Source organism: Arthrobacter castelli DSM 16402, from assembly GCF_000430705.1.
GTDB classification, from domain to species: Bacteria; Actinomycetota; Actinomycetes; order Actinomycetales; family Micrococcaceae; genus Arthrobacter_C; species Arthrobacter_C castelli.
Map to the genome: position 1 here is coordinate 38982 of NZ_AUMN01000022.1, position 20711 is coordinate 59692.

Below are 20711 nucleotides of genomic sequence, written 5' to 3' on the forward strand. Positions count from 1 at the left end.
ACCGAACCGCGAAGGAAGCTGCGAAATGACTGCTCAGACCACCGCCGGCACCCGGCGCACCGCCCGCCGGGACCGGACCACCAGTGAGTCCTCGGTCGTGGTGGAGGTCGACCTGGACGGCACCGGCGCAGCGCAGGTCGATACCACTGTGCCCTTCTACGATCACATGCTGACGTCGCTGGCGAAGCATTCCTTGATTGACCTGGTGGTCACGGCCAGCGGCGACACCCACATCGACGCGCACCATACCGTCGAAGACGTGGCGATCACCCTGGGCGAGGTGCTCAAGGAAGCGTTGGGGGACAAGAGCGGAATCCGCAGGTTCGGCCAGGCGGCTGTTCCACTGGATGAGGCGTTGGCCGAGGCGGTCGTCGATGTTTCGGGACGGCCATACCTGGTCCACTCCGGCGAACCTGAGGGGCAGCAGTACCACCTGATCGGGGGACACTTCACCGGGTCGCTGACGCGTCACGTGTTTGAGGCAATTACCTTGCACGCCCACATCTGCCTGCACATGAATGTGGCCGCCGGCCGGGACCCGCACCATATCGTCGAGGCACAGTTCAAGGCGTTCGCCCGTGCGCTGCGGACCGCCGTCGAACCTGACCCGCGAGTCGAAGGAATTCCATCGACCAAGGGGAGTCTGTGAATCGGCAGACACACCAATCGCGGCCGTCCGTGGCGGTCCTCGATTATGGGTCTGGCAATGTTCATTCGGCCGTCCGCGCCCTGGAGCGCGCCGGTGCGGACGTAGAACTGACCGCCGAGCACGACGCCGTGCTGCAGGCCGCAGGACTGGTGGTCCCCGGCGTCGGCGCGTTCGCGGCGGTGATGCGCGGGTTGCAAGCCGCCGACGGGCTCCGGCTGATCGGACGCCGGATCGCCGGGGGGCGCCCGGTGCTGGGCATCTGCGTGGGGCTGCAGGTCCTCTTCGAAGGAAGCACCGAGCATGAGAGCACCGAACCCGGGATGGCTGAGTGGCCCGGCACCGTTGAGCGGCTGCCCTCGGAGGTGGTGCCGCACATGGGCTGGAACACTGTCAGGGCCGCGGAGGGCAGCCGGCTGTTCGAGGGCATCGAGGACGAACGGTTCTATTTTGTCCATTCGTACGCCGTGCAACAGTGGGAGTTCGACGTCAACCAGCCGCGGATGGAAGCACCGCAGGTGACGTGGGCCGAACACGGCGTCCCGTTCATCGCCGCCGTCGAGAACGGAGCCTTGTCGGCAACTCAGTTCCATCCCGAGAAATCCGGAGACGCAGGAGCGGCGCTGCTGGCCAACTGGGTCAAGTCGCTGTAGGGAGAAGAAAGACATGTGGACAGTCGCCCTGATGGGGCTCGCCGGGCTTCTTGCCGGAGGAGCTATTTCATTGCGCCGCCAGGAGAAGCCGCGGTTGCTGGTGGCCGCCTTCTGGATTGTGGCGGCCATGGCGGTCGTGGTCGGCTGGCTGCTCACCCTGCCTGAATCCGGCTAAGCGCCGCGCGCACAACCACCAACCACAGTTCAAACAGAGACGGAAAGTCGAGTATCAGACGTGAACCACAGCGAGTCCCCCCACCTGCAGCTGCTTCCGGCCGTCGACGTCGCTGATGGCCAGGCAGTGCGCCTGGTGCAGGGCGAGGCAGGCAGCGAGACCCGTTACGGGTCTCCGTTGGATGCGGCACGGAACTGGCAGAACGACGGCGCCGAGTGGGTCCACTTGGTCGACTTGGATGCGGCGTTCGGCCGCGGAACGAACCGTCAACTGCTCGGCAGCGTGGTGAAGCAGCTGAACATCAAGGTTGAACTCTCCGGAGGTATCCGTGACGACGAGTCGCTGCAGGCTGCGCTTGATCTCGGAGCGGCCCGGGTCAATCTCGGCACCGCGGCGCTGGAGGATCCCGAGTGGACGGCACGGGCCATTGCGACCCACGGCGACGCCATCGCGGTGGGGCTGGATGTCCGCGGCACCACGCTGGCCGCCCGGGGATGGACCCGGGAAGGCGGTGATCTGTGGGAGGTGCTGGACCGGCTGGAGGCGGCAGGGTGCCCGCGTTACGTGGTCACCGACGTGACCAAGGACGGTACGTTGCGCGGCCCGAACGTGGACCTTTTGGCCGATGTGCTGGCCAAAACCGGCAAGCCTGTGGTCGCGTCGGGCGGCATCTCCAGCCTGGAAGACATTGTGGCCCTGCGCGAGCTCGTCCCCGCCGGGCTGGAAGGGGCCATCGTGGGCAAGGCGCTGTATTCAGGCGCCTTCACCTTGGGTGAGGCGCTCGAGGCCGCGGGCCGGCCGGGACACTGATCCACTGGTGTCGGAACGTAAACTGCCCTCTCATATAGCCGACGCGCTTGCTGCCTCCGGCGGTGCGACAGACTCTGCGGACCGGCCCTGGGCCGGAAGGGACTTGAGCTCCACCGGGGAAACAGTCCATCAGTTCGGCAACGACGACGGCGCCAGCGACCCTGAGTACGTGCGCACCCTGGAGGCCCTGAACGCCGGCCGCGGAACCGAGGCGGACGTCGTGGCGCAGCTGGCCACCGTGCGGCTGTTCGTCCCCATCGTTGCCGAGGTTGCAGCTGCCGCGCCCGAGGCTGATTCGCCGGTCGACGACAAGGAATCGGATATGGCCATGGTCAGCCTGCGGGCACCGGACGGGCGGAAGGCACTTCCGGTGTTCAGTAACGTGGCGGACTTGGAGCGTTGGCATCCGCAGGCGCGGCCGGTAGCGGTCGTGGCTCCGCGTGCTGCACTGTCGGCCGCCGCCGAAGATGCCCAGCTGATGGTGGTGGATCCTGGCGGAGCCCAGACATTCGTGGTGCGGCGTCCGGCGGCCTGGTCCCTGGCTCAACAGCTGCGCTGGACGCCGTCCTATCTAAACGACCAGGTACAGCAGGCAGTGCGCCGCGCGGTCGAGGATCTTCAGGCTGTGACCGCTGCGGGAGTCACGGCCGGTTCCGGAGTGGCTTCCAGTCTGGGCGACGGCCGCACGGTCCATGGCGGCGGCCCAGGACCGGAACTGCGCATCAACGTGACCTTGATACCAGGTCTGGATGAACGCCAGGTCCAGTCAGTCGTATCCGAAATGCAAACACGGCTGGCGGCGGATCAGGAATTCGTCGATCTGGTGGACTCGCTCGAGATCAAGCTGGCCGCGTCTGTGCCGGAACACTGAGGCTTTCGGCAGTCAGTGCTGCCCTGATGTCCGGCGAAGACGGCAACTGACGACAAGATCAGGCTACTTAGGCTGCTTAGGCTGCACAGCCTAGTTGACCGGGCCGGTCCACTTCTCACCCGGGCCTTGGCCGGGAGTGTCCGGGTGGGACGATTCCTCGCGGAACGCCAACTGCAGCGAACGCAAACCGTCCCGTAATGGGCCGGCATGCTGGCTGCCGATTTCCGGTGCGGCTGCGGTGACGAAGCCGCCGAGCGCGGTGATCAGCTTCCGGGCCTCGTCCAGGTCCTTTAGCTCGGCGGCGTCTTCGCTGGCTGCGAGCCCGCATTTGATGGCCGCGGCACTCATCAAATGGACGGCGGCGGTGTTAATGACTTCAACGGCCGGCACGTCGGCTATATCACGGATTTCCTGCTGGACGGCCGGGTCTTCGTACACGTGGTGCGGATCCTGTCCGGTGGGCTGATTACTGTCGGAGGAGGTCATAATGGTAAGCTTGTCACAGACCAACTGGGTGTCGATACTTTCGTGTGCGGAATCATGCCGATGAACCGCCGGAGGGTCGGGAGCCAGTGCGCAAGCGGAGTCTTTCCCACCTGAGTTACTCGTTCCACCGTTCCGGCGGCGGATGGCAGGTATCCGGGTATGGTCGGTGATTTTCCGTGGTCCCTGTGGGGGCGACGGACTTCGGTTCCGCGGACCGTATTGTCACCGTTCCGGCAGGCCTTCGATTGCGTCAGCAATTGGAGGCCTTCTTCATATGCTGGGGTGACCATTTCCAGAGTAAACAGGAGCGACACATTAGCGAGCCACGAATCAATGACCGGATCCGCGTCCCGGAGGTGCGGCTGGTTGGGCCGGCAGGCGAGCAGGTAGGCATTGTCCGGATCGAGGATGCCCTGCGTCTGGCCGGTGAATCAGACCTCGATCTCGTCGAAGTCGCGCCGATGGCCAAGCCACCGGTGGCGAAACTGATGGATTTTGGCAAGTACAAGTACGAAGCTGCGGTCAAGGCCCGCGAGGCCCGGAAGAACCAGACGAATACTGTACTGAAGGAAGTGCGTTTCCGGCTCAAGATCGATACACACGATTACGAGACCAAGACCGGTCATGCTCGCCGCTTCCTGTCTGCCGGAGACAAGGTCAAGGCCATGATTCAGTTCCGTGGCCGCGAACAGCAGCGTCCCGAAATGGGAATCCGGCTGTTGCAGAAGTTCGCCGAGGACGTCGCGGACGTGGGCAGCATTGAGTCGAATCCCAGGCTCGACGGCCGCAATATGGTGATGGTGATCGGGCCGGTCAAGAACAAGGCGGAAGCCAAGGCCGAGGCGCGGCGTGCCCAGAAGGCATCCGACAAGGAACAGGGCAAGGAACAAGGCAAAGAGCAGGATAAGAACCAGGGCAAGGAGTCGAAAGGCGGCAAAAAGAACGTCGATGTCTCCAAGGGCGAACCTCCCATGACCCAGAGCGTGGGGGAGACGATGCCCGAAGGTTTGAAGTCGATGGGTACGGAGGCCGGGCAGGACAATGAGTCTGCCGCAGCGCCGAAGCCGCCCAAATCGTCGGCTCCTGCCTCCGGTGATTCCGCAGGCAGGAACAGCTCGGACGAGAGCGGGCCGGACAACAGCTAGCTGGCTGCACCGGCCCGTCCGGCTATTGGAAATCAGTCAGCCGTCCCGCGAGGACGGCTGCAGATCCCGGGGCAGCGCCCCGGCGACAACACGTAAGGAGATCGGTAGTCATGCCGAAGATGAAGACCCACAGCGGCGTTAAGAAGCGTTTCAAGCTGACCGGCAAGGGTAAGCTCAAGCGCCAGCAGGCGAACCGCCGTCACTACCTGGAGCACAAGTCCTCCAGGCTCACTCGGCGGTTGGCCAGCGACGAGCTTGTCTCGTCGGCAGATGCCCCGAAGCTCAAGAAAATGATGGGTAAGTAGAACTTTCCCTCATGACCGCCACCGGCGGTCCTGCATCTATCAACAGCCTTCCCAAGGCACGTTCGCAGTGCCGTTGATGGGAAACGATTTGAAGGAGTACGCACGTGGCACGTGTGAAGAGGGCGGTTAACGCCCACAAGAAGCGTCGGGTCATTCTGGAGCGCGCCAGCGGCTACCGCGGGCAGCGGTCGCGCCTGTACCGCAAGGCCAAAGAACAGGTCATCCATTCGTTCGTCTACAACTACAACGACCGCCGCAAGCGCAAGGGCGACTTTCGGCGGCTGTGGATCCAGCGCATCAACGCCGCTGCCCGGGCCAACGGGATGACCTACAACCGCTTCATCCAGGGTCTCAAGGCCGCTGAGGTTGAGGTGGATCGCCGGATGCTGGCCGAATTGGCTGTGCATGACGCCACTGCGTTCTCCGCATTGGTGCAGCTTTCCAAGAGCAACTTGCCGGAGGACACCTCGGCACCGGCCGCAGCCGTCTCCAGCTAACTGAAGACCGTGCGCGACACAGGGCGCCCGCAAGCAATGTCCAATCCCCGGGCTGACCGGGTCAGGAATGTGGCAAAGCTTGCCGGGCGCCCCGCGCGTTTAAAGCGGGGGCAGTTCCTCGCCGAGGGCCCGCAGGCGGTCCGCGAAGCGCTGGCCGCCCACCGGAAGGGCCCGGCACCGGGCGGCCGGCCGGTGATCAGCGAGATGTACATCACCGGCAGCTGTCTTGACCGCTTCGGCGAATTCGGAGCCGACTCGGCCGGCACCGGGTACCGGTTGGTGACCGAGCCGGTCATGGCAGCCATGACCGACACGGTCCACTCCCAAGGGGTGGTGGCTGTGTGCAACAGTATCGACCTGACGCTTGACGAAGTAATGGTCCGCCGTCCGCGTCTGATGGCCGTTTTCTGCCGCATGCGGGACCCGGGAAACGCCGGCACGGTGCTGCGCGCCGCCGATGCGGCCGGCGCCGACGCGGTCGTCCTGACCTCATCGAGCGTGGACGTCTATAACCCCAAGGCGGTCCGGGCCACAGCCGGGTCCTTGTTCCACCTTCCCATCGTGCTGGGACAGGATTACCAGCAGCTGACCGCCCGGCTGCGGCACCACGAGCTGCCCCTGCTGGCCGCCGACGGGCAGGGGGACCAGGACCTCGATCTCCTGCAGGACCGCAGCGCCTGGCGGCACCATCGGCACACTGCTGCAGCCTTGGACACCGCGGCCGATCAGACAGCCCCACTTGTGCTGGAGGCTCCTGCGGCATGGGTCTTTGGCAATGAAGCCCAGGGGCTCAGCCCGGAGGAACTCTCGTGGTGCGATTACAGCGTGGCCGTGCCGGTCTATGGGGCTGCCGAGAGCCTCAACCTGGCAACTGCCGCCACACTCTGCCTGTACGCCAGCGCCCGGGCACAACGCCGCGGGCGCTAGCGGACGCCACCGTCGTGGCGGATGCTTCGGCCCGGAAGCCATTGAATATCGGCCGATAGCTAAGCATACTGATGCCAGTGGTGCCGACGCATTCGACCCCACCAGCCCTCCACGGGCGCCGGGCGGCAACCGGGTCCGGTACACTTTCGATTCTGGGAAGCAGGTGGCTGTCAATGGCAGGAAGTGGCGGCACAAAGGCGGTCATCGCGGCGCTCTTGGCGAATATGACCATCGCCCTGTTCAAGTTCATTGCTTACATTCTGACCGGATCCTCGTCCATGCTGGCCGAAGGAATCCACTCGGTGGCTGATTCGGGCAATCAGGTGCTGCTGCTGGTCGGCGGCAAGAAGTCACAACGGCGGGCCAGCCCTCAACACCCCTTCGGGTACGGCCGGGAACGGTATATCTACTCGTTCCTGGTGGCGATCGTGCTGTTCAGCGTGGGCGGCCTGTTCGCACTGTACGAAGCATACGAGAAGTTCCAGCACCCGCACCCCATTGAAGGCTTCTGGTGGTGGGTACCGCTGGCGGTGCTGATCGGAGCGATCATCGCCGAATCCTTCTCCATCCGGACCGCCATTATCGAGACCAACAAGGTGCGTGGCGAACGGGGCTGGGTGGAATTCATCCGCACCGCGAAGTCGCCGGAACTGCCGGTGATCCTGCTCGAAGACTTCGGGGCACTGCTGGGCCTGGTGTTCGCCCTGTGCGGGGTCAGCCTCACCCTGATGACCGGTGACAGTATCTGGGATGCCGCGGGAACCGGCATGATCGGCCTGCTGCTGATCATGATCGCGGTCGTGCTGGGGCTCGAGACCAAATCCTTGTTGCTGGGAGAATCCGCCAGCCGGGAAGACGTCCGGAAGATCGAAGAGGCGCTGACTGCTTCGGCCGGCACGCAGATAATCCACATCAAGACCCTGCATCTGGGGCCGGACGAGTTGCTGGTTGCGGCCAAAATATCGGTGAACCGGTCAGCCGCCGGCGAGGACATCGCCGCCGAAATCGACGCCGCCGAGCGCCGGATCCGCGACGCGGTGCCCATCGCGCGGGTGATCTATCTGGAGCCGGATATCCGCTCGGCCTCAACGGCGGCAGAGGCGTGAGTGCGCCGCTGAAGTCGTCCGCTGATAAAGGCTATGAGCAGCCCGAGGACGGCCAGCGCCGCTCCAACCCGGGCCGGAGCCGTCAGGCCCCATCCGGCGCTGATGACGACCCCGCCCAGGAACGCGCCGAGCGCGTTCGCCACGTTGAGCGCGGCGTGGTTCAGCGACGCGGCCAATGACTGAGCGTCTCCGGCGACGTCCATCAGCCGGGTCTGCAGCGCCGGAATCAGGGTGGCGCCTGAGGCGCCGACCAGGAACACCATCAGCACAGCGGGCCAGACGAACTGAACCGCCCAACTGAAGGTCAGCAGCACCAGCGCCACTGCCGTCATACATACATAGATGCTGCCCATCACGGAACGGTCGGCAATGCGGCCACCCAGAATGTTGCCGGCGATCATCCCCGCGCCATACAGCCCGACAATCAGTGGCAGCGTCGCTCCCGGCAGACCGGTGACCTGCGTGATGGTGGGGTCGATATAGGAATACACGGCGAAGAATCCGCCGAATCCCACAATTCCGATCAGCAACGTCAGCCACACCTGGCCACGCTTCAGCGCCCCGAGCTCGGTGCGCATGCTGGAGCCGGCGGCAGCGCGTTCGAAGGGTACATAGCGGGTGATCAATACGATGGTGAGCAGGCCGATCACCCCGACAAAGATGAACATCAGCCGCCATCCGAACTGCTGTCCGAGCCAGGTGGCCAGCGGCACCCCGGCCACGTTGGCCACGGAGAGCCCAAGCATCACCCAGGCAACGGCCCGTGCCCGCATGGTGGGCGCCACCAGGGAGGCGGCAATCAGGGCCGCGACACCGAAGTATGCGCCGTGCGGCAGCCCGGAGACGAAGCGGGCCACCAACAACCACTCGTAATCCCGGGCGAAGTACGATGACACGTTCGCGGCTGTGAACAAAATCATCAGTGCCAGGGCCATGTGTTTGCGCGGCCACCGGGCCCCAACCATTGCCAGCACCGGCGCCCCCACCACCACGCCCAAGGCGTAGGCCGAGATCAGGTAGCCTCCCTGCGGCAGCGAGACCTCAAGCTCCTCGACTGCGTCGGAGAGCAGCCCCATGATGGCGAATTCGGTGGTGCCGATGCCGAACCCGCCGGTCGCCAGGGCAATGATGGCCATGGCCACCCACCCGCGCCGCCGTTCAACAGAGCCCACCACCGGGGCGGAGGGCGCGGCAGAGCTGTGCGCGGAAGATGACATAGACGTCCTTGGGAAGATAGAAAACAGGAGGGCCACTGGGTGCAACAACGTCCGGCGGAATTTGTTCCTTTCCCATATTACCGGCCCGGGCCGGCTGTACACCGCTGCAGCGGCGTAGACTCGTGCGCGTGAACCGGAACAATGCGCCTTTGAAACAGATCGTCGGGGCAGCCCTCCTCGACTCCTTGGAACGCCCGCAGCAGTTGCTCGCCGCCCGGCGGAGCGCACCGGCGAAGCTGGCCGGACTGTGGGAATTTCCCGGCGGCAAGGTGGAGGCGGGCGAAGGATGCGTGCCTGCCCTGCAGCGCGAACTGGCCGAAGAACTCGGCATCACCGTCCGGATGGGGCAGGAGATACCCGGACCACACGCCCAGGGGTGGCCGCTCAATGAATCAGCGGCGATGCGGGTGTGGCTGGCCAGTCCGGTGTCGGGAAGCCCCGAACCACTCGAGGACCACGATCGCCTGCTGTGGGTCGACGTTGACCGCCGGGCCGATGTCCTCGGCCTCGACTGGATTCCGGCCGACCTTCCCATCGTCTCGGCTCTGCTGTCCGTACTGGCTGGTGGGGATCAGCAGGGGCCGGGCACCGCGGCGGGCCGCGAGGCAGCTGATGCGGCGGGACGCTCCGGAGGTTCGGGCTAAAACAGCGCGGGCTGCTGGTTCCGCTCCGGCTGCCGCGTGGGCTGCTCTCCGTGCCGACCCGGACGCCGCGCCTGTTCATCGCCGGGATGCCGGTCCTGTTCACTGCCGCGATGCCGGTCCTGCCGGATGAACCGGGCGCCGCCGCTGAAACCGTGCACCTTCTTGAAATAGGCCACCCGCGACTCCAGCCATTGCCGGTATTCCTTGGGCGCGTAGGCACCGCGCCCGTACAGCCGCCGGTACCGCCCCACCAGCTGCGGGTGCTCCTTGGCCAGCCAGGTCATGAACCACTCGCGGGCCCCCGGTCTCAGGTGCAAGGGCCCGGCCGTTACGCCGGTCGCCCCGGCAGCGGCGAGCCGGGCGAAGAGCGAATCCAGCGCCTCGTCGCCGTCGGTGAGCCAGGGCAGGATAGGCATTGCCATCACACCGCAGGGCAGGCCCGCGTCCCGCAGCCGGCTGACCAGTTGCAGACGGGCCTTTGGCGCCGGCGTTCCCGGCTCGAGCCGTTTGGCCAGCGAGGGGTCTGTCAATGCCAACGAGATACCCATGCCGATGTCCACCTGCCGGGATGCTTCCTTCAGCAATGGAATATCGCGCCCGAGCAGCGTCCCCTTGGTCAGGATCGAGAACGGAGTCCCCGAATCGGCCAGGGCCGAAATGATCTGAGGCATCAGCTGGTACCGGCCCTCGGCGCGCTGGTAGGGGTCCGTGTTGGTCCCCATGGCCACGTGGGCGCCCCGCCACGATGGTTTGGCCAGTTCGGCGGCCAACACCTGGCCCGCGTTCACCTTAACCACCAGCTGGCTGTCGAAGTCCGGCCCGGCGTCGAGATCCAGATAGGTGTGCGTCTTGCGCGCAAAGCAGTATACGCAGGCGTGACTGCACCCGCGGTAGGGGTTAATGGTCCATTCGAACGGCATCGAGGAGGTGGCCGTGACCCGGTTCAGGATGCTTTTGGCCTGCACCTCATGGAACGTCACACCGGCGAAATCCGGCGTCTGGACGGATCTGAGGAACCCCGACATGGGCAGCAGGGCCGGCTCCGGCCCGGATTCCTCTTCCTGGTTGCTCCACCTCATGATGATATTCGAACATAGTTTCGATTCCCGGGCAAGGGTATTGTCGAAGACATGGCGACAACAGTCCTGCTCACCGGCTTCGAACCGTTCGATGGACAGCAGACCAATCCCTCAATCGAAGCCGTCGGCGGTGCGGCGGAAGCCTTGGCTCGAACGGGCATCGAGACGGCCGCCGTCGAACTGCCGTGCGTGTTCGGTGAGGCAGCACGAAGGCTGCTGGCCGAAATCAACAATCATCGGCCCGGGCTGATTATCTGCGTGGGCCAGGCCGCCGGCCGGGCGAAAATCGGTCTGGAGCGCGTGGCGGTGAATATCGATGATGCCCCTATTGCGGACAATGCCGGAGCCCGTCCTATTGATCTGCCGATTGTGGACGGTGGACCTGCAGCCTACTTCAGCACCCTTCCGCTGAAGGCATGCCTGGCCGGGCTCACCACCGGGCAGATTCCGGCTGAGGTGTCCCAGTCGGCCGGCACCTATGTGTGCAACCACGTTTTCTACGCCCTGATGCATGAGCTGGCAGGGGAGCAAGGCCCGGCCCTTCCCGGTGGCGATGCTGTCCGCGGTGGATTCGTCCACATTCCGGCCTCGCCGGAACAGGCCGCCGGCCGCAGTATCCCGGCCATGGAGGTGACGACGGCGGCAGCGGGCATAGAAGTCATCGCCCGCCGGGCACTGGGCACTGTCGAAGACCTCCCGGTGCCCGCCGGCGCCGTGCACTGACCCACAACGGGAGCAGAAAGCTTGCAGAAGGGGAGCAGTTGGCTCTTGTGCCGAGGCGCACGATGCCGGTATGAATGCTTCTATGGGGCAACGAAGCTGACATCACTCGAAGGAGTCATCCATGTCCAACCTGGCAAACATCCTGACAAGGTCCGCATCCACGGCGCAGGATAAGGTGGCCATCAAAATGGATGACATCGAGCTGAGCTACGGCGTCATCGACGGCCTCAGCCAGCGGGTGGCGGGCCTGCTGCGGGCGAGCGGCATCCTGCCAGGGGACCGGGTGGCATTGGTCAGTCCCAATATCCCGGCCATGCCGGCGGTGTACTACGGAATCCTCCGCTACGGCGCCATCGTGGTTCCGCTGAACCCGCTGTTGAAGGGCCGCGAGGTTGAGTATCATCTGGACGATTCGGGCGCGAAGCTGGCTTTCGCCTTTGAGGGAGTGCTTGAGCAGGTTCGCGCCGGCGCCGCGGCCAGCGGTATCGACGTGGTCAGCATGGATGCCTCGTTCGCCAAACTGCTGGGGGAGTACGAGCCCATCGCCGACGTCGCACCGGCGGATCCATCCGGCACCGCGGTCATCCTCTACACCTCCGGCACCACCGGCCGGCCCAAAGGCGCCGAGCTGACGCACCACAACCTGCTTTCCAACGCCGAACTGTCCCGCCGGTTGTTCCGTATCGATGCCGACGACGTGTTGTTCGGCGGACTGCCGTTCTTCCACATCTTCGGCCAGACCTGCGCGCTTAACGCCGCCGTCTCGGCCGCAGCCACTCTTACCATCCTGCCCAAATTCGACCCGGTGAAGGCGATGGACATTCTCCAACGCGATCACGTGACCATCTTCCTTGGCGTTCCCACCATGTACATCGGTCTGCTGGGGGTCCCTGACCGGGACAGCTACGACGTGTCGGCTTTGCGGGTGGCCGCATCCGGTGGTGCGGCGCTGCCGCTCGAAGTGCTGCATGAATTTGGGTCCGCCTTCGACGCCACCCTGCTTGAAGGGTATGGGCTGTCCGAGACCTCCCCGGTGGTCTCGTTCAACCAGCTCGACGGTATCCGCAAGCCCGGATCCATCGGAACAGCGGTCAGCGGTGCTGAACTGAGAATAGTCGACGACGACGGCGCCCCGGTGCCGACCGGCGAGGTCGGAGAACTCGCTGTGGCCGGCGAGTACGTGATGAAGGGCTACTGGCGGAATCCGGAGGCCACCGAGGCAGCCATATCCGATGGATGGTTCCGCACCGGGGACATGGCTCGCATGGACGCTGACAACGTCTTCTTCATCGTGGACCGGAAGAAGGACATGATCCTGCGTGGCGGGTACAACGTCTACCCCCGCGAAGTCGAAGAAGTCCTCTACGAGCACGAAGCCGTCTCCGAGGCAGCCGTGCTGGGCCAACCGGACGACACCCAGGGGGAGGAGGTCGTCGCCGTCGTCGTGCTCAAGGAAGGTGCAGCGGCGGTGACCGAAGACCAGATCCGGGACTTTGTGGCCGAACGTGTCGCCGCCTACAAGTATCCGCGACGGGTGGTCATCGCCGACGAACTCCCCAAGGGGCCGACGGGGAAGATCCTGAAGCGCGACATCAAACTCTGAACCAGGGAGCTTCAGGCCCCGCGGCGTCAGCGCCCGGCGGGCCGTCCGCGCCACTGCCCCGGGAAGTCATGTTGCCTGAGCCCGCGCCGATGTCTATTAGACTGGCGTCAAGCCCGACGCAACTTCGACGTGAGAATAGTGATGCCTGAAACCACGACCGAACCCGGCGCCGTCGAACCGACGGACGAAGCAGCGGTGACGGCCGCCGTCGACGCTGCGCTCGCCGCCATAGCCGGCGCCGGTGACCTCGACGAGCTGAAAACGGTGCGCATCGCCCACGCCGGCGACAAGTCACCCCTGAGCCTGGCCAACCGCGCGATCGGCTCGCTGCCCAAGGACCAGAAGGCCGTCGCCGGCAAGCTGGTCGGTGCCTCCCGCGGCAGAATCAACCAGGCGATGGCCGCGCGGGCCACTGAGCTGGAGGCCGAGCGGGACGCCAACATCCTCGTCGAGGAAGCGGTCGATGTCACGGCCGCGCCACGGCGCCGGGCCGCAGGGGCACGTCATCCGCTGTCCATCCTGCAGGACCGGGTCAGCGACATTTTCGTCGGCATGGGCTGGGAGATCGCCGAAGGACCGGAAGTGGAGTCCGAGTGGTTCAACTTCGATGCTCTGAACTTCGCACCGGACCACCCGGCTCGCGCCATGCAGGACACGTTCTTCATCGAACCGCCCGAGGCACATCTGGTGCTGCGCACCCACACCTCCCCCGTGCAGGTGAGGGCAATGCTTCAGCGGGACCTTCCGGTGTACGTGCTGTGCCCGGGCAGGACCTTCCGCACTGATGAGCTGGATGCCACCCATACTCCGGTCTTCCACCAGTTCGAGGGGCTGGCCGTGGACAAGGGACTGAGCATGGCCGACCTGCGCGGCACACTGGAGCACTTCGCCCGGGTGATGTTCGGGGCCGAGGCGATGATCCGGCTGCGCCCCGCGTTCTTCCCGTTCACCGAACCGTCGGCCGAGATGGATATCTGGCATCCCGGGGCCAAGGGCGGCCCGCAATGGATCGAATGGGGCGGCTGCGGCATGGTGCATCCGAACGTGCTGCGAGCCGCCGGTATCGATCCTCAAATATACTCGGGATTCGCTTTCGGCATGGGGGTGGAACGGACCCTGATGTTCCGCAACGACGTCGGAGACATGCACGACATGATCGAAGGCGATGTCCGGTTCAGCACACACTTCGGGATGGAGATTTAGATGCGGGTCCCCCTTTCATGGCTGCGCGAGTACGCCCGGGTTCCGGAGGGCGCCTCCGCCGAAGACGTGATGGCGGACCTCGTCCGGGTCGGCCTCGAGGAAGAGGATGTCCATCGTCCCTCCGACGAGCTGCACGGGCCGATCGTCGTCGGCCAGGTGCTCTCCGCCGAGGCCGAAGAGGCGTCCAACGGCAAGACGATCATGTGGTGCCAGGTCCAGGTGGCGCCGGAGGGCACGACGGCGGCCGACGGCGGCGATGCGGTGCACGGCATTGTGTGCGGGGCAGACAATTTCTCCGCCGGAGACAAGGTCGTGGTCACGCTGCCCGGCGCCGTGCTGCCCGGTGACTTCAAGATTGCCGCGCGCAAAACCTATGGCCACATCTCCGAGGGGATGATCGCCTCGGTTCGCGAGCTCGGCATCGGTGATGACCACGACGGCATCCTGGTGCTTGGCACTCTGGGACTCGATCCCGACGTCGGCTCCGACGCGCTTAAACTGCTGGGCCTCGACGACGAAGCAGCCGAACTCAACGTCACGCCCGACCGCGGCTACTGCTTCTCGATCCGTGGTGTCGCACGGGAGTACTCGCACGCCACCGGCACCGGCTTCACCGATCCCGCTGACGCTGTGTCCGCGCCATCGGGCGTCCCGGACGGTTTCGGCGTGCGGCTCGAGGACAACGCGCCGATCCATGGCAGGGAAGGCTGCGACCGATTCGTCACCCGCACCGTGCGTGGCGTCGATGCTGCCGCCCCCACGCCGCCGTGGATGGCGGCGCGCCTGAGGCTGGCGGGAATGCGGTCCATCTCGCTGGTGGTCGACGTCACCAATTATGTGATGTTGGAACTGGGCCAGCCGCTCCACGCCTACGACCAGGATCAACTCTCCGGAGCGATCACGGTCCGCCGCGCGGTTCCGGGGGAGGGGCTGAAGACCCTGGATGACAAGGAACGGCAGCTCGATCCCGAGGACCTGCTGATCACCGACGACGCCGGAATCCTCGGCATTGCCGGTGTGATGGGCGGTGAACGCGGCGAAAGTTCGGTGTCGACCAGCAACGTGCTGATCGAGGCCGCCCACTTCGAGGAAGTGGGCATCGCCCGCTCCGCGCGGCGCCACCGGCTGCCGTCGGAAGCCTCCAAGAGGTTTGAGCGCGGCGTCGACTGGCAGGTGGCCCCCATCGCGGCCGAGCGTGCCGTTGAACTGTTGGCCAGGTTCGGCGGCGGTACCGCTGATGAGGCAGCGACCGACGTCGGGCAGGCCCCGCAGCCGGTCTCGATCTTTCTGCCGGCTGACTACGCGTCCGGCCGGATTGGCGTCGACTTCACCGATGAGCAGATCACTTCGACCTTGGCCATGCTGGGCGCAGAAGTGCAGCCGGCCGGCGAGGGCTGGAACGTCACGCCTCCGTCCTGGCGGCCCGACCTGGTTGAAAAGGCCGACCTGTCCGAGGAAATTGCCCGCCTCGTGGGTTACGACAAGATCCCTTCCCGGCTTCCGGTCGCACCCCCGGGCCGGGGTCTGACCCGTGCCCAGCAGCAGCGCCGCAGGGTGGTCCAGGCATTGGCCGATGCCGGCCTGGCCGAAGTGTTGTCCTACCCGTTCGTCAGCGCGGAGGCGAACGGACTGTTCGGAACCGCCGAAGCGGATGAGGAGCTGCCCGCCGTCCGGCTGGCCAACCCCATCAGCTCCGAAGAACCCTTCCTGCGCCGGTCCCTGTTGCCCGGGTTGCTGGAGGTGCTGAAGCGGAATGTGAGCCGCGGGTTCCGGAACACGGCGCTGTACGAGTCCGGGCTGGTGTTCCTGCCTGATGGTCGGTACGGAAGTGCCGGCATTCCGCCGCTGGGCGAGCGGCCCCCGCAGCAGGTTATTGATTCGATGCTGGACGGAATCCCGGACCAGCCGCGGCGGCTTGCGACGGTGATGACCGGGACCGACTCACCCGAGGGCGCCGGGCACTCGCCGCGGCCCTGGGACTGGGCGGACCCGCTGGATACCGCCGACCTGGTGGCCTCGGTGCTTGGGGTGACGGTGCTGCGCAGGCAGGGTCAGCACCAGGCATTCCACCCGGGCCGGACGGCAGAGCTTTACCTGCCCTCGGGTGCCGTCGCAGGATATGCCGGTGAACTGCACCCGAAGGTGCTGGCCGCACTGGATGCCCCGGCGCGCACTGTGGCCCTGGAGCTGGACCTGGACGTGCTCTTCGCCGCCGCCGCGGATGTGATTGTGGCCAAGCCGATATCCACCTTCCCGATTGCCACCCAGGACGTGGCACTGGTGGTCGACGCCGGCATCCCCGCCAGCGACGTGCTGACGGTGCTGCGTGAAGGCGCCGGTGACTTGCTGGAGGATGCGGCGCTATTCGACGTCTACTCCGGACGTGGGATCGAAGAGGGGCGCAAATCGCTGGCCTTCGCGCTGCGGTTCCGGGCCCCGGACCGCACGCTGACCGCCGAGGAGGCCTCGACTGCCCGTTCGGCCGCCGTGAATCTGGCGGCCGAACGCCTTGGAGCCGTACAGCGCGCATAGTCCCCGGGTCTCCCGCGCGGCGGGTCTCCACGCGGCGCGGGGCGCCTTGGTCGACCACCGGTGGTCGAGTAAGCGAGGGACGAGCACACCGAGACCCGCACCGAGACCCCGGGAGGCTACGGCACCAGCAGCACCTTCCCGGTGGTCTTGCGTGCCTGCAGGTCCGCGTGGGCCTGCGCGGCGTCGGCCAGCGGGTAGCTGGCCCCGACGTCCACCGAGAGTTCACCGGAGAGGATGGCATCGAACAGTTCCGACGAACGCCACCTGCGCTCTTCGATATCCAGCAGGTAGTCGGCCAGCTTGGGCCGGGTGACGTACAGCGAGCCGGCGGCGTTGAGCCGTTGCAGGTCGAATTCCGGAACGGGTCCGCTGGCTGCGCCGAAGAGCACCATGGTGCCGCGGGTGCGCAGGCTGGCCAGCGAGTCATCGAAGGTTGACTTTCCGACGCCGTCGAACACCACATCGACGCCTGTGCCGTCGGTCAGCTCGTGGACGTTGGAGACCAGCCCCTCGTAGCCCAGCACCTCATTGGCCCCGGCCTTGCGCGCCAGCACCTCTTTGTCCTCGGTGGAGACGGTGGTGATGACGCGGGCGCCGGCGGCCTTGAGCAGTTGCGTGAGTAACAGCCCGACGCCGCCCGCCCCGGCGTGGGTGAGCACTGTCTGCCCGGACTGCACCTTGTAGGTCGAATTGATCAGGTAATGGGCCGTCATGCCCTGCAACGGGATGGCGGCGGCCACCTGGTCGGAAATTCCATCGGGCACCGGCAGCGCCTTGGCGGCGTCGATGAGGGCGTGTCGCGCATAGCACGCGCGTCCTTCACCGGTGGCGACCCGGTCTCCCACGGAGTAACCGTCCACCCCGTCTCCGACGGCGATGACTTCGCCGGCAGCTTCGGCGCCCGGCGTGAACGGAAACGGCACAGGGTAGAGACCGCCGCGCTGGTACATGTCAATGAAGTTGACGCCCGCGGCAGCCACCTTCACCAGCAGTTGCCCGTGGCCCGGCTGGCCGGTGGTGGTCTCTTCCAGGTGCAAAACTTCGGGGCCGCCGGCCTCGGCGGCGATGATCGCGTGGCTCATTCGGCCAGTCTATTCCCCAGGTCCGTTAACTGAAGTCCTGCAGTTGCCGGCCCTCCAGCTGCCGGCCCTACAGCAGCCAGACGACCAGGATCACGAGGCCCGCCAATATCATGGCCCCCACGACGCCGATGGCGAAATAGAGTGCACCGCGGGCAGCGGCCGGCAGGCGTTCGGTGTAGCCGCGGGGCTCGAAAACGGAACGAATGATGCTGTGGGCCTCGGCGGTATCGAAGCTGTAATCGACGACCTTGGCGGGAACTCCTTGGTCGGTGAGGCCCCATTCCTTGCGCGTGCCCATTTCGATGCTGCGTCCCGTGAACGTCTCGGCGTCTGCGGAGAGGCGAGGCACCTGTTCGCCCGCCGCGGCTCCGGCCACCCACGAAAGCGTCCGCGATTCGTCGCCGATGGTGTATTTCTTCTCCGGCTCGTCGATCGTCACGGTGTGGGTGAAGACTTTCCGCAACCCGTTGCGCTGGTACAACGTCCACCATTGGGCGTCGACGAGGTCGAGGGTGAGGGTAAATCCATCCTCGGACGGTTCAACAACGTAAGGTGTACCTTCGGTCGCTTTCCGGGCGGCCGCCAGAATGTCGTCATGTTCACTCATGTACGGATGGTACGGCCGGCCGGACGGACCTGATGGATATTACGGGCCGTTTCGCCGGAATCGGTGTGCCGGGTATCAGATGAATAAATATTGACAACAGTGAATAATATTCGGCTAAAGTGGAACTATGACTTATTCCGTTGCCGTCTCAGGGGCCAGTGGCTACGCCGGCGGAGAGGCCTTGCGCCTGCTCTCGGCCCACCCCGGCGTCCGCATCGGGGCGGTCACCGCCCATAGCAACGCCGGTACCAGGCTGGGTGAACTACAACCGCATTTGCACTCGCTGCATGAGCACCTGCTGGAGGAAACCACTGCGGAAAACCTGGCCGGTCACGACGTCGTCATTCTGGCCCTGCCGCACGGGGCCAGCGCGCAGATGGCCTCCCAGCTGCCCGAAGGCACACTGGTGATCGATGCCGGCGCGGACCACCGGCTCGAAGATTCCCGGGCCTGGGAAAAGTTCTACGGCACCACGCACGCCGGCAGCTGGCCGTATGGGCTGCCGGAGCTGCCGGGCCAGCGCGAACAGCTGCGCGGCGCCACCCGGATCGCCGTCCCCGGCTGTTACCCCACCAGTGCCATGCTGGCGTTGCAGCCCGGTTTTGCTGATGGCCTGTTGGAGCACGACGACGTCGTCATCGTCGCTGCCTCAGGCGCCTCGGGTGCCGGCAAGGCGCTGAAGCCGCACCTGATGGGGGCTGAAGTGATGGGCGGCATGAGCCCGTACGGAGTCGGCGGCGGGCACCGGCACACCCCGGAAATCGAACAGGGACTGTCCGCAGCGGCCGGAGCCCCCGTGCACATCTCCTTCACCCCGACGCTCGCCCCGATGAGCCGGGGTATTCTCGCCACCGCCACCGCCAAGGTGAAACCGGGGACCGATGCGGCCCGGCTGCGCGAAGCATGGACCAACGCCTACGACAATGAGCCGTTTGTGCACGTGCTGCCCGAAGGGCAGTGGCCCAGCACCAAGGCGGTGCTCGGATCCAACCACGTGCTGATGCAGCTGGCGTTCGACGAACACGCATCCCGGGTGGTGGTCAGTTGCGCCGTCGACAACCTCACCAAGGGCACCGCCGGTGGAGCCGTGCAGTCCATGAATCTCGCCCTCGGCCTCGACGAGGCCACCGGGCTCGATTTCGCGGCGGTGGCCCCATGAACCCCGACATCGTCCAGGGCGCGGCCGCTCAACGGGGCGTGACAGCTCCGGCAGGCTTCCGCGCTGCCGGAGCTGCCGCCGGCCTGAAGGCTTCCGGTGGTCCTGACGTGGCCTTGGTCGTCAACGACGGACCGTCCCGGCAGGCCGCCGCCGTGTTCACCTCCAACCGCGTGGCCGCAGCTCCGGTGCACTGGTCCCGGCAGGTGGTCTCCGATGGCCGCGTCGACGCGGTGATCCTCAACTCCGGCGGGGCCAACGCCTGCACCGGCGCGGAAGGGTTCGGCAACACCCACACCACCGCGGAGAAGACCGCCGAAGCCCTGGGCGTCTCGGCCACCGACGTCTTCGTCTGCTCCACCGGCCTGATCGGCGAGCAATTGCCGATGGAGAAGCTGCTGCCCGGAGTCGACGCTGCCGCCGCCGGCCTGGACGACGACGGCGGAGCTGCAGCCGCCGATGCGATCAGGACCACTGACTCGGTGCCCAAGGAATCCATCGCCGTCGAAGCCGGGTACAGCATCGGCGGGATGGCCAAGGGCGCGGGCATGCTGGCGCCGGGGCTGGCCACCATGCTGGTGGTGCTGACCACCGACGCCGAGCTGAGCAGTGACGACCTGGACGCCGCCCTGCGGGAGGCCACCCGGGTGACGTTCGACCGCACCGACGCTGACGGCTGCATGTCCACCAACGACACTGTGGTGCTGCTGTCCTCCGGAGCCTCATCCGTCGCCCCGGACTCCGGCGCGTTCACCCGGGCGCTGACCGGCGTCTGCCACGACCTGGCCCAGCAGCTGATCACTGACGCTGAGGGTGCCAGCCACGACATCGCGATCACCACGGTCAACGCCGCCTCGGAAGAAGACGCCGAAACCGTCGGCCGTGCCGTGGCACGTTCGAACCTGTTCAAGACCGCAATCTTCGGACAAGACCCCAACTGGGGACGGGTGCTCTCCGCGGTGGGCACCACCGACGCCGTGTTCACCGCCGACGAGCTGAACGTGAGCATCAACTCGGTGCAGATCTGCCGCAACGGCGGCATCGGCGACTCCCGCGAGGCGGTCGACCTCAGCGGGCGGAAGGTCACCGTCGAGATCGACCTGAACGCCGGGAACCAGACGGCGACCATCTGGACCAATGACCTGACCCACGAATATGTGCACGAGAACAGTGCTTACAGCAGTTAGGTCTCCACGCGGGGTCTCCACGGGTCTCCGCGCGGGGTCTCCGCGCGGCGCGGGGCG

At 65.9% G+C, this 20711-nt stretch carries 22 protein-coding genes; 17 read left to right on the forward strand and 5 right to left on the reverse strand.

The window, feature by feature from the left end:
* Positions 1-25: 25 nt before the first annotated feature.
* The 5 genes from hisB to H535_RS0118400 are packed head-to-tail and all read left to right on the forward strand — an operon-like array spanning position 26 to position 3155.
* Positions 26-649, forward strand: coding sequence for an imidazoleglycerol-phosphate dehydratase HisB (hisB, locus tag H535_RS0118380; RefSeq protein ID WP_026820700.1), 624 nt, complete (start codon positions 26-28; stop codon positions 647-649).
* Positions 646-1299, forward strand: a complete 654-nt coding sequence (hisH, locus tag H535_RS0118385; protein ID WP_026820701.1) for an imidazole glycerol phosphate synthase subunit HisH — start codon at positions 646-648, stop codon at positions 1297-1299. The genes hisB and hisH overlap by 4 nt, the downstream gene beginning before the upstream one ends.
* Before the next feature lie 13 nt (positions 1300-1312).
* On the forward strand, positions 1313-1474 hold the full coding sequence (locus H535_RS29490; protein WP_169728274.1) for a hypothetical protein: 162 nt from the start codon (positions 1313-1315) through the stop codon (positions 1472-1474).
* 60 nt (positions 1475-1534) lie between these two features.
* Entirely contained in the window at positions 1535-2284 is a 750-nt protein-coding gene (gene priA, locus H535_RS0118395; protein WP_026820702.1) for a bifunctional 1-(5-phosphoribosyl)-5-((5-phosphoribosylamino)methylideneamino)imidazole-4-carboxamide isomerase/phosphoribosylanthranilate isomerase PriA, read from the forward strand.
* A gap of 7 nt (positions 2285-2291) precedes the next feature.
* Positions 2292-3155, forward strand: a complete 864-nt coding sequence (locus tag H535_RS0118400) for an SseB family protein (RefSeq protein WP_035770151.1) — start codon at positions 2292-2294, stop codon at positions 3153-3155.
* Between the two features lie 90 nt (positions 3156-3245).
* On the opposite strand, the gene H535_RS0118405 is transcribed toward H535_RS0118400, so the two are convergent.
* Complete coding sequence (locus H535_RS0118405; protein WP_026820704.1) at positions 3246-3641, reverse strand: DUF1844 domain-containing protein; 396 nt, start codon at positions 3639-3641, stop codon at positions 3246-3248.
* Positions 3642-3826: 185 nt separating this feature from the next.
* On the opposite strand from H535_RS0118405, the gene infC reads away from it, so the two are divergent.
* The 5 genes from infC (at position 3827) to H535_RS0118430 (ending at position 7621) form a co-directional block, all read left to right on the forward strand.
* Positions 3827-4786 (forward strand): translation initiation factor IF-3, encoded by a 960-nt coding sequence (gene infC, locus H535_RS26560; protein WP_245580376.1) that lies wholly within the window; start codon positions 3827-3829, stop codon positions 4784-4786.
* A gap of 110 nt (positions 4787-4896) precedes the next feature.
* Complete coding sequence (gene rpmI, locus H535_RS0118415; protein WP_026820705.1) at positions 4897-5091, forward strand: 50S ribosomal protein L35; 195 nt, start codon at positions 4897-4899, stop codon at positions 5089-5091.
* A 104-nt stretch (positions 5092-5195) separates the two neighbouring features.
* Positions 5196-5588 (forward strand): 50S ribosomal protein L20, encoded by a 393-nt coding sequence (gene rplT, locus H535_RS0118420; protein WP_026820706.1) that lies wholly within the window; start codon positions 5196-5198, stop codon positions 5586-5588.
* Positions 5589-5597: 9 nt separating this feature from the next.
* Entirely contained in the window at positions 5598-6515 is a 918-nt protein-coding gene (locus H535_RS0118425; protein WP_026820707.1) for a TrmH family RNA methyltransferase, read from the forward strand.
* A gap of 173 nt (positions 6516-6688) precedes the next feature.
* Positions 6689-7621, forward strand: a complete 933-nt coding sequence (locus tag H535_RS0118430; protein WP_026820708.1) for a cation diffusion facilitator family transporter — start codon at positions 6689-6691, stop codon at positions 7619-7621.
* On the opposite strand, the gene H535_RS26565 is transcribed toward H535_RS0118430, so the two are convergent.
* Positions 7573-8757, reverse strand: a complete 1185-nt coding sequence (locus tag H535_RS26565) for an MFS transporter (RefSeq protein WP_425387299.1) — start codon at positions 8755-8757, stop codon at positions 7573-7575. The two genes, H535_RS0118430 and H535_RS26565, sit on opposite strands and share 49 nt — an antisense overlap.
* 209 nt (positions 8758-8966) lie before the next feature.
* Between H535_RS26565 and H535_RS26570 the strand changes: the two genes are divergently transcribed.
* Entirely contained in the window at positions 8967-9482 is a 516-nt protein-coding gene (locus H535_RS26570) for a (deoxy)nucleoside triphosphate pyrophosphohydrolase (protein WP_342667740.1), read from the forward strand.
* Here H535_RS26570 and H535_RS26575 read toward each other — a convergent pair.
* On the reverse strand, positions 9479-10561 hold the full coding sequence (locus tag H535_RS26575; protein WP_081416804.1) for an Rv2578c family radical SAM protein: 1083 nt from the start codon (positions 10559-10561) through the stop codon (positions 9479-9481). The genes H535_RS26570 and H535_RS26575 overlap by 4 nt on opposite strands.
* A 51-nt stretch (positions 10562-10612) precedes the next feature.
* Here H535_RS26575 and pcp point away from each other — a divergent pair, with 51 nt between their 5' ends.
* The 4 genes from pcp to pheT all read left to right on the forward strand — a co-directional run bounded on the left by pcp (position 10613) and on the right by pheT (position 16622).
* On the forward strand, positions 10613-11284 hold the full coding sequence (gene pcp, locus H535_RS0118450; protein ID WP_035770140.1) for a pyroglutamyl-peptidase I: 672 nt from the start codon (positions 10613-10615) through the stop codon (positions 11282-11284).
* Between the two features lie 121 nt (positions 11285-11405).
* Positions 11406-12887 (forward strand): long-chain-fatty-acid--CoA ligase, encoded by a 1482-nt coding sequence (locus H535_RS0118455; protein WP_026820710.1) that lies wholly within the window; start codon positions 11406-11408, stop codon positions 12885-12887.
* Between the two features lie 141 nt (positions 12888-13028).
* Positions 13029-14090 carry a phenylalanine--tRNA ligase subunit alpha gene (gene pheS / locus H535_RS0118460; RefSeq protein WP_026820711.1) on the forward strand — a complete coding sequence of 354 codons (1062 nt, stop codon included), beginning with the start codon at positions 13029-13031 and terminating at the stop codon, positions 14088-14090.
* Positions 14091-16622, forward strand: coding sequence for a phenylalanine--tRNA ligase subunit beta (pheT, locus tag H535_RS0118465; RefSeq protein ID WP_026820712.1), 2532 nt, complete (start codon positions 14091-14093; stop codon positions 16620-16622).
* Positions 16623-16738: 116 nt separating this feature from the next.
* On the opposite strand, the gene H535_RS0118470 is transcribed toward pheT, so the two are convergent.
* Positions 16739-17704 (reverse strand): quinone oxidoreductase family protein, encoded by a 966-nt coding sequence (locus H535_RS0118470; protein ID WP_026820713.1) that lies wholly within the window; start codon positions 17702-17704, stop codon positions 16739-16741.
* Between the two features lie 67 nt (positions 17705-17771).
* Positions 17772-18311, reverse strand: coding sequence for a hypothetical protein (locus H535_RS0118475; protein WP_026820714.1), 540 nt, complete (start codon positions 18309-18311; stop codon positions 17772-17774).
* 127 nt (positions 18312-18438) lie between these two features.
* On the opposite strand from H535_RS0118475, the gene argC reads away from it, so the two are divergent.
* On the forward strand, positions 18439-19470 hold the full coding sequence (argC, locus tag H535_RS0118480) for an N-acetyl-gamma-glutamyl-phosphate reductase (RefSeq protein ID WP_026820715.1): 1032 nt from the start codon (positions 18439-18441) through the stop codon (positions 19468-19470).
* Positions 19467-20654, forward strand: coding sequence for a bifunctional glutamate N-acetyltransferase/amino-acid acetyltransferase ArgJ (gene argJ, locus H535_RS0118485; protein ID WP_051299524.1), 1188 nt, complete (start codon positions 19467-19469; stop codon positions 20652-20654). The genes argC and argJ overlap by 4 nt, the downstream gene beginning before the upstream one ends.
* Positions 20655-20711 lie beyond the last annotated feature (57 nt).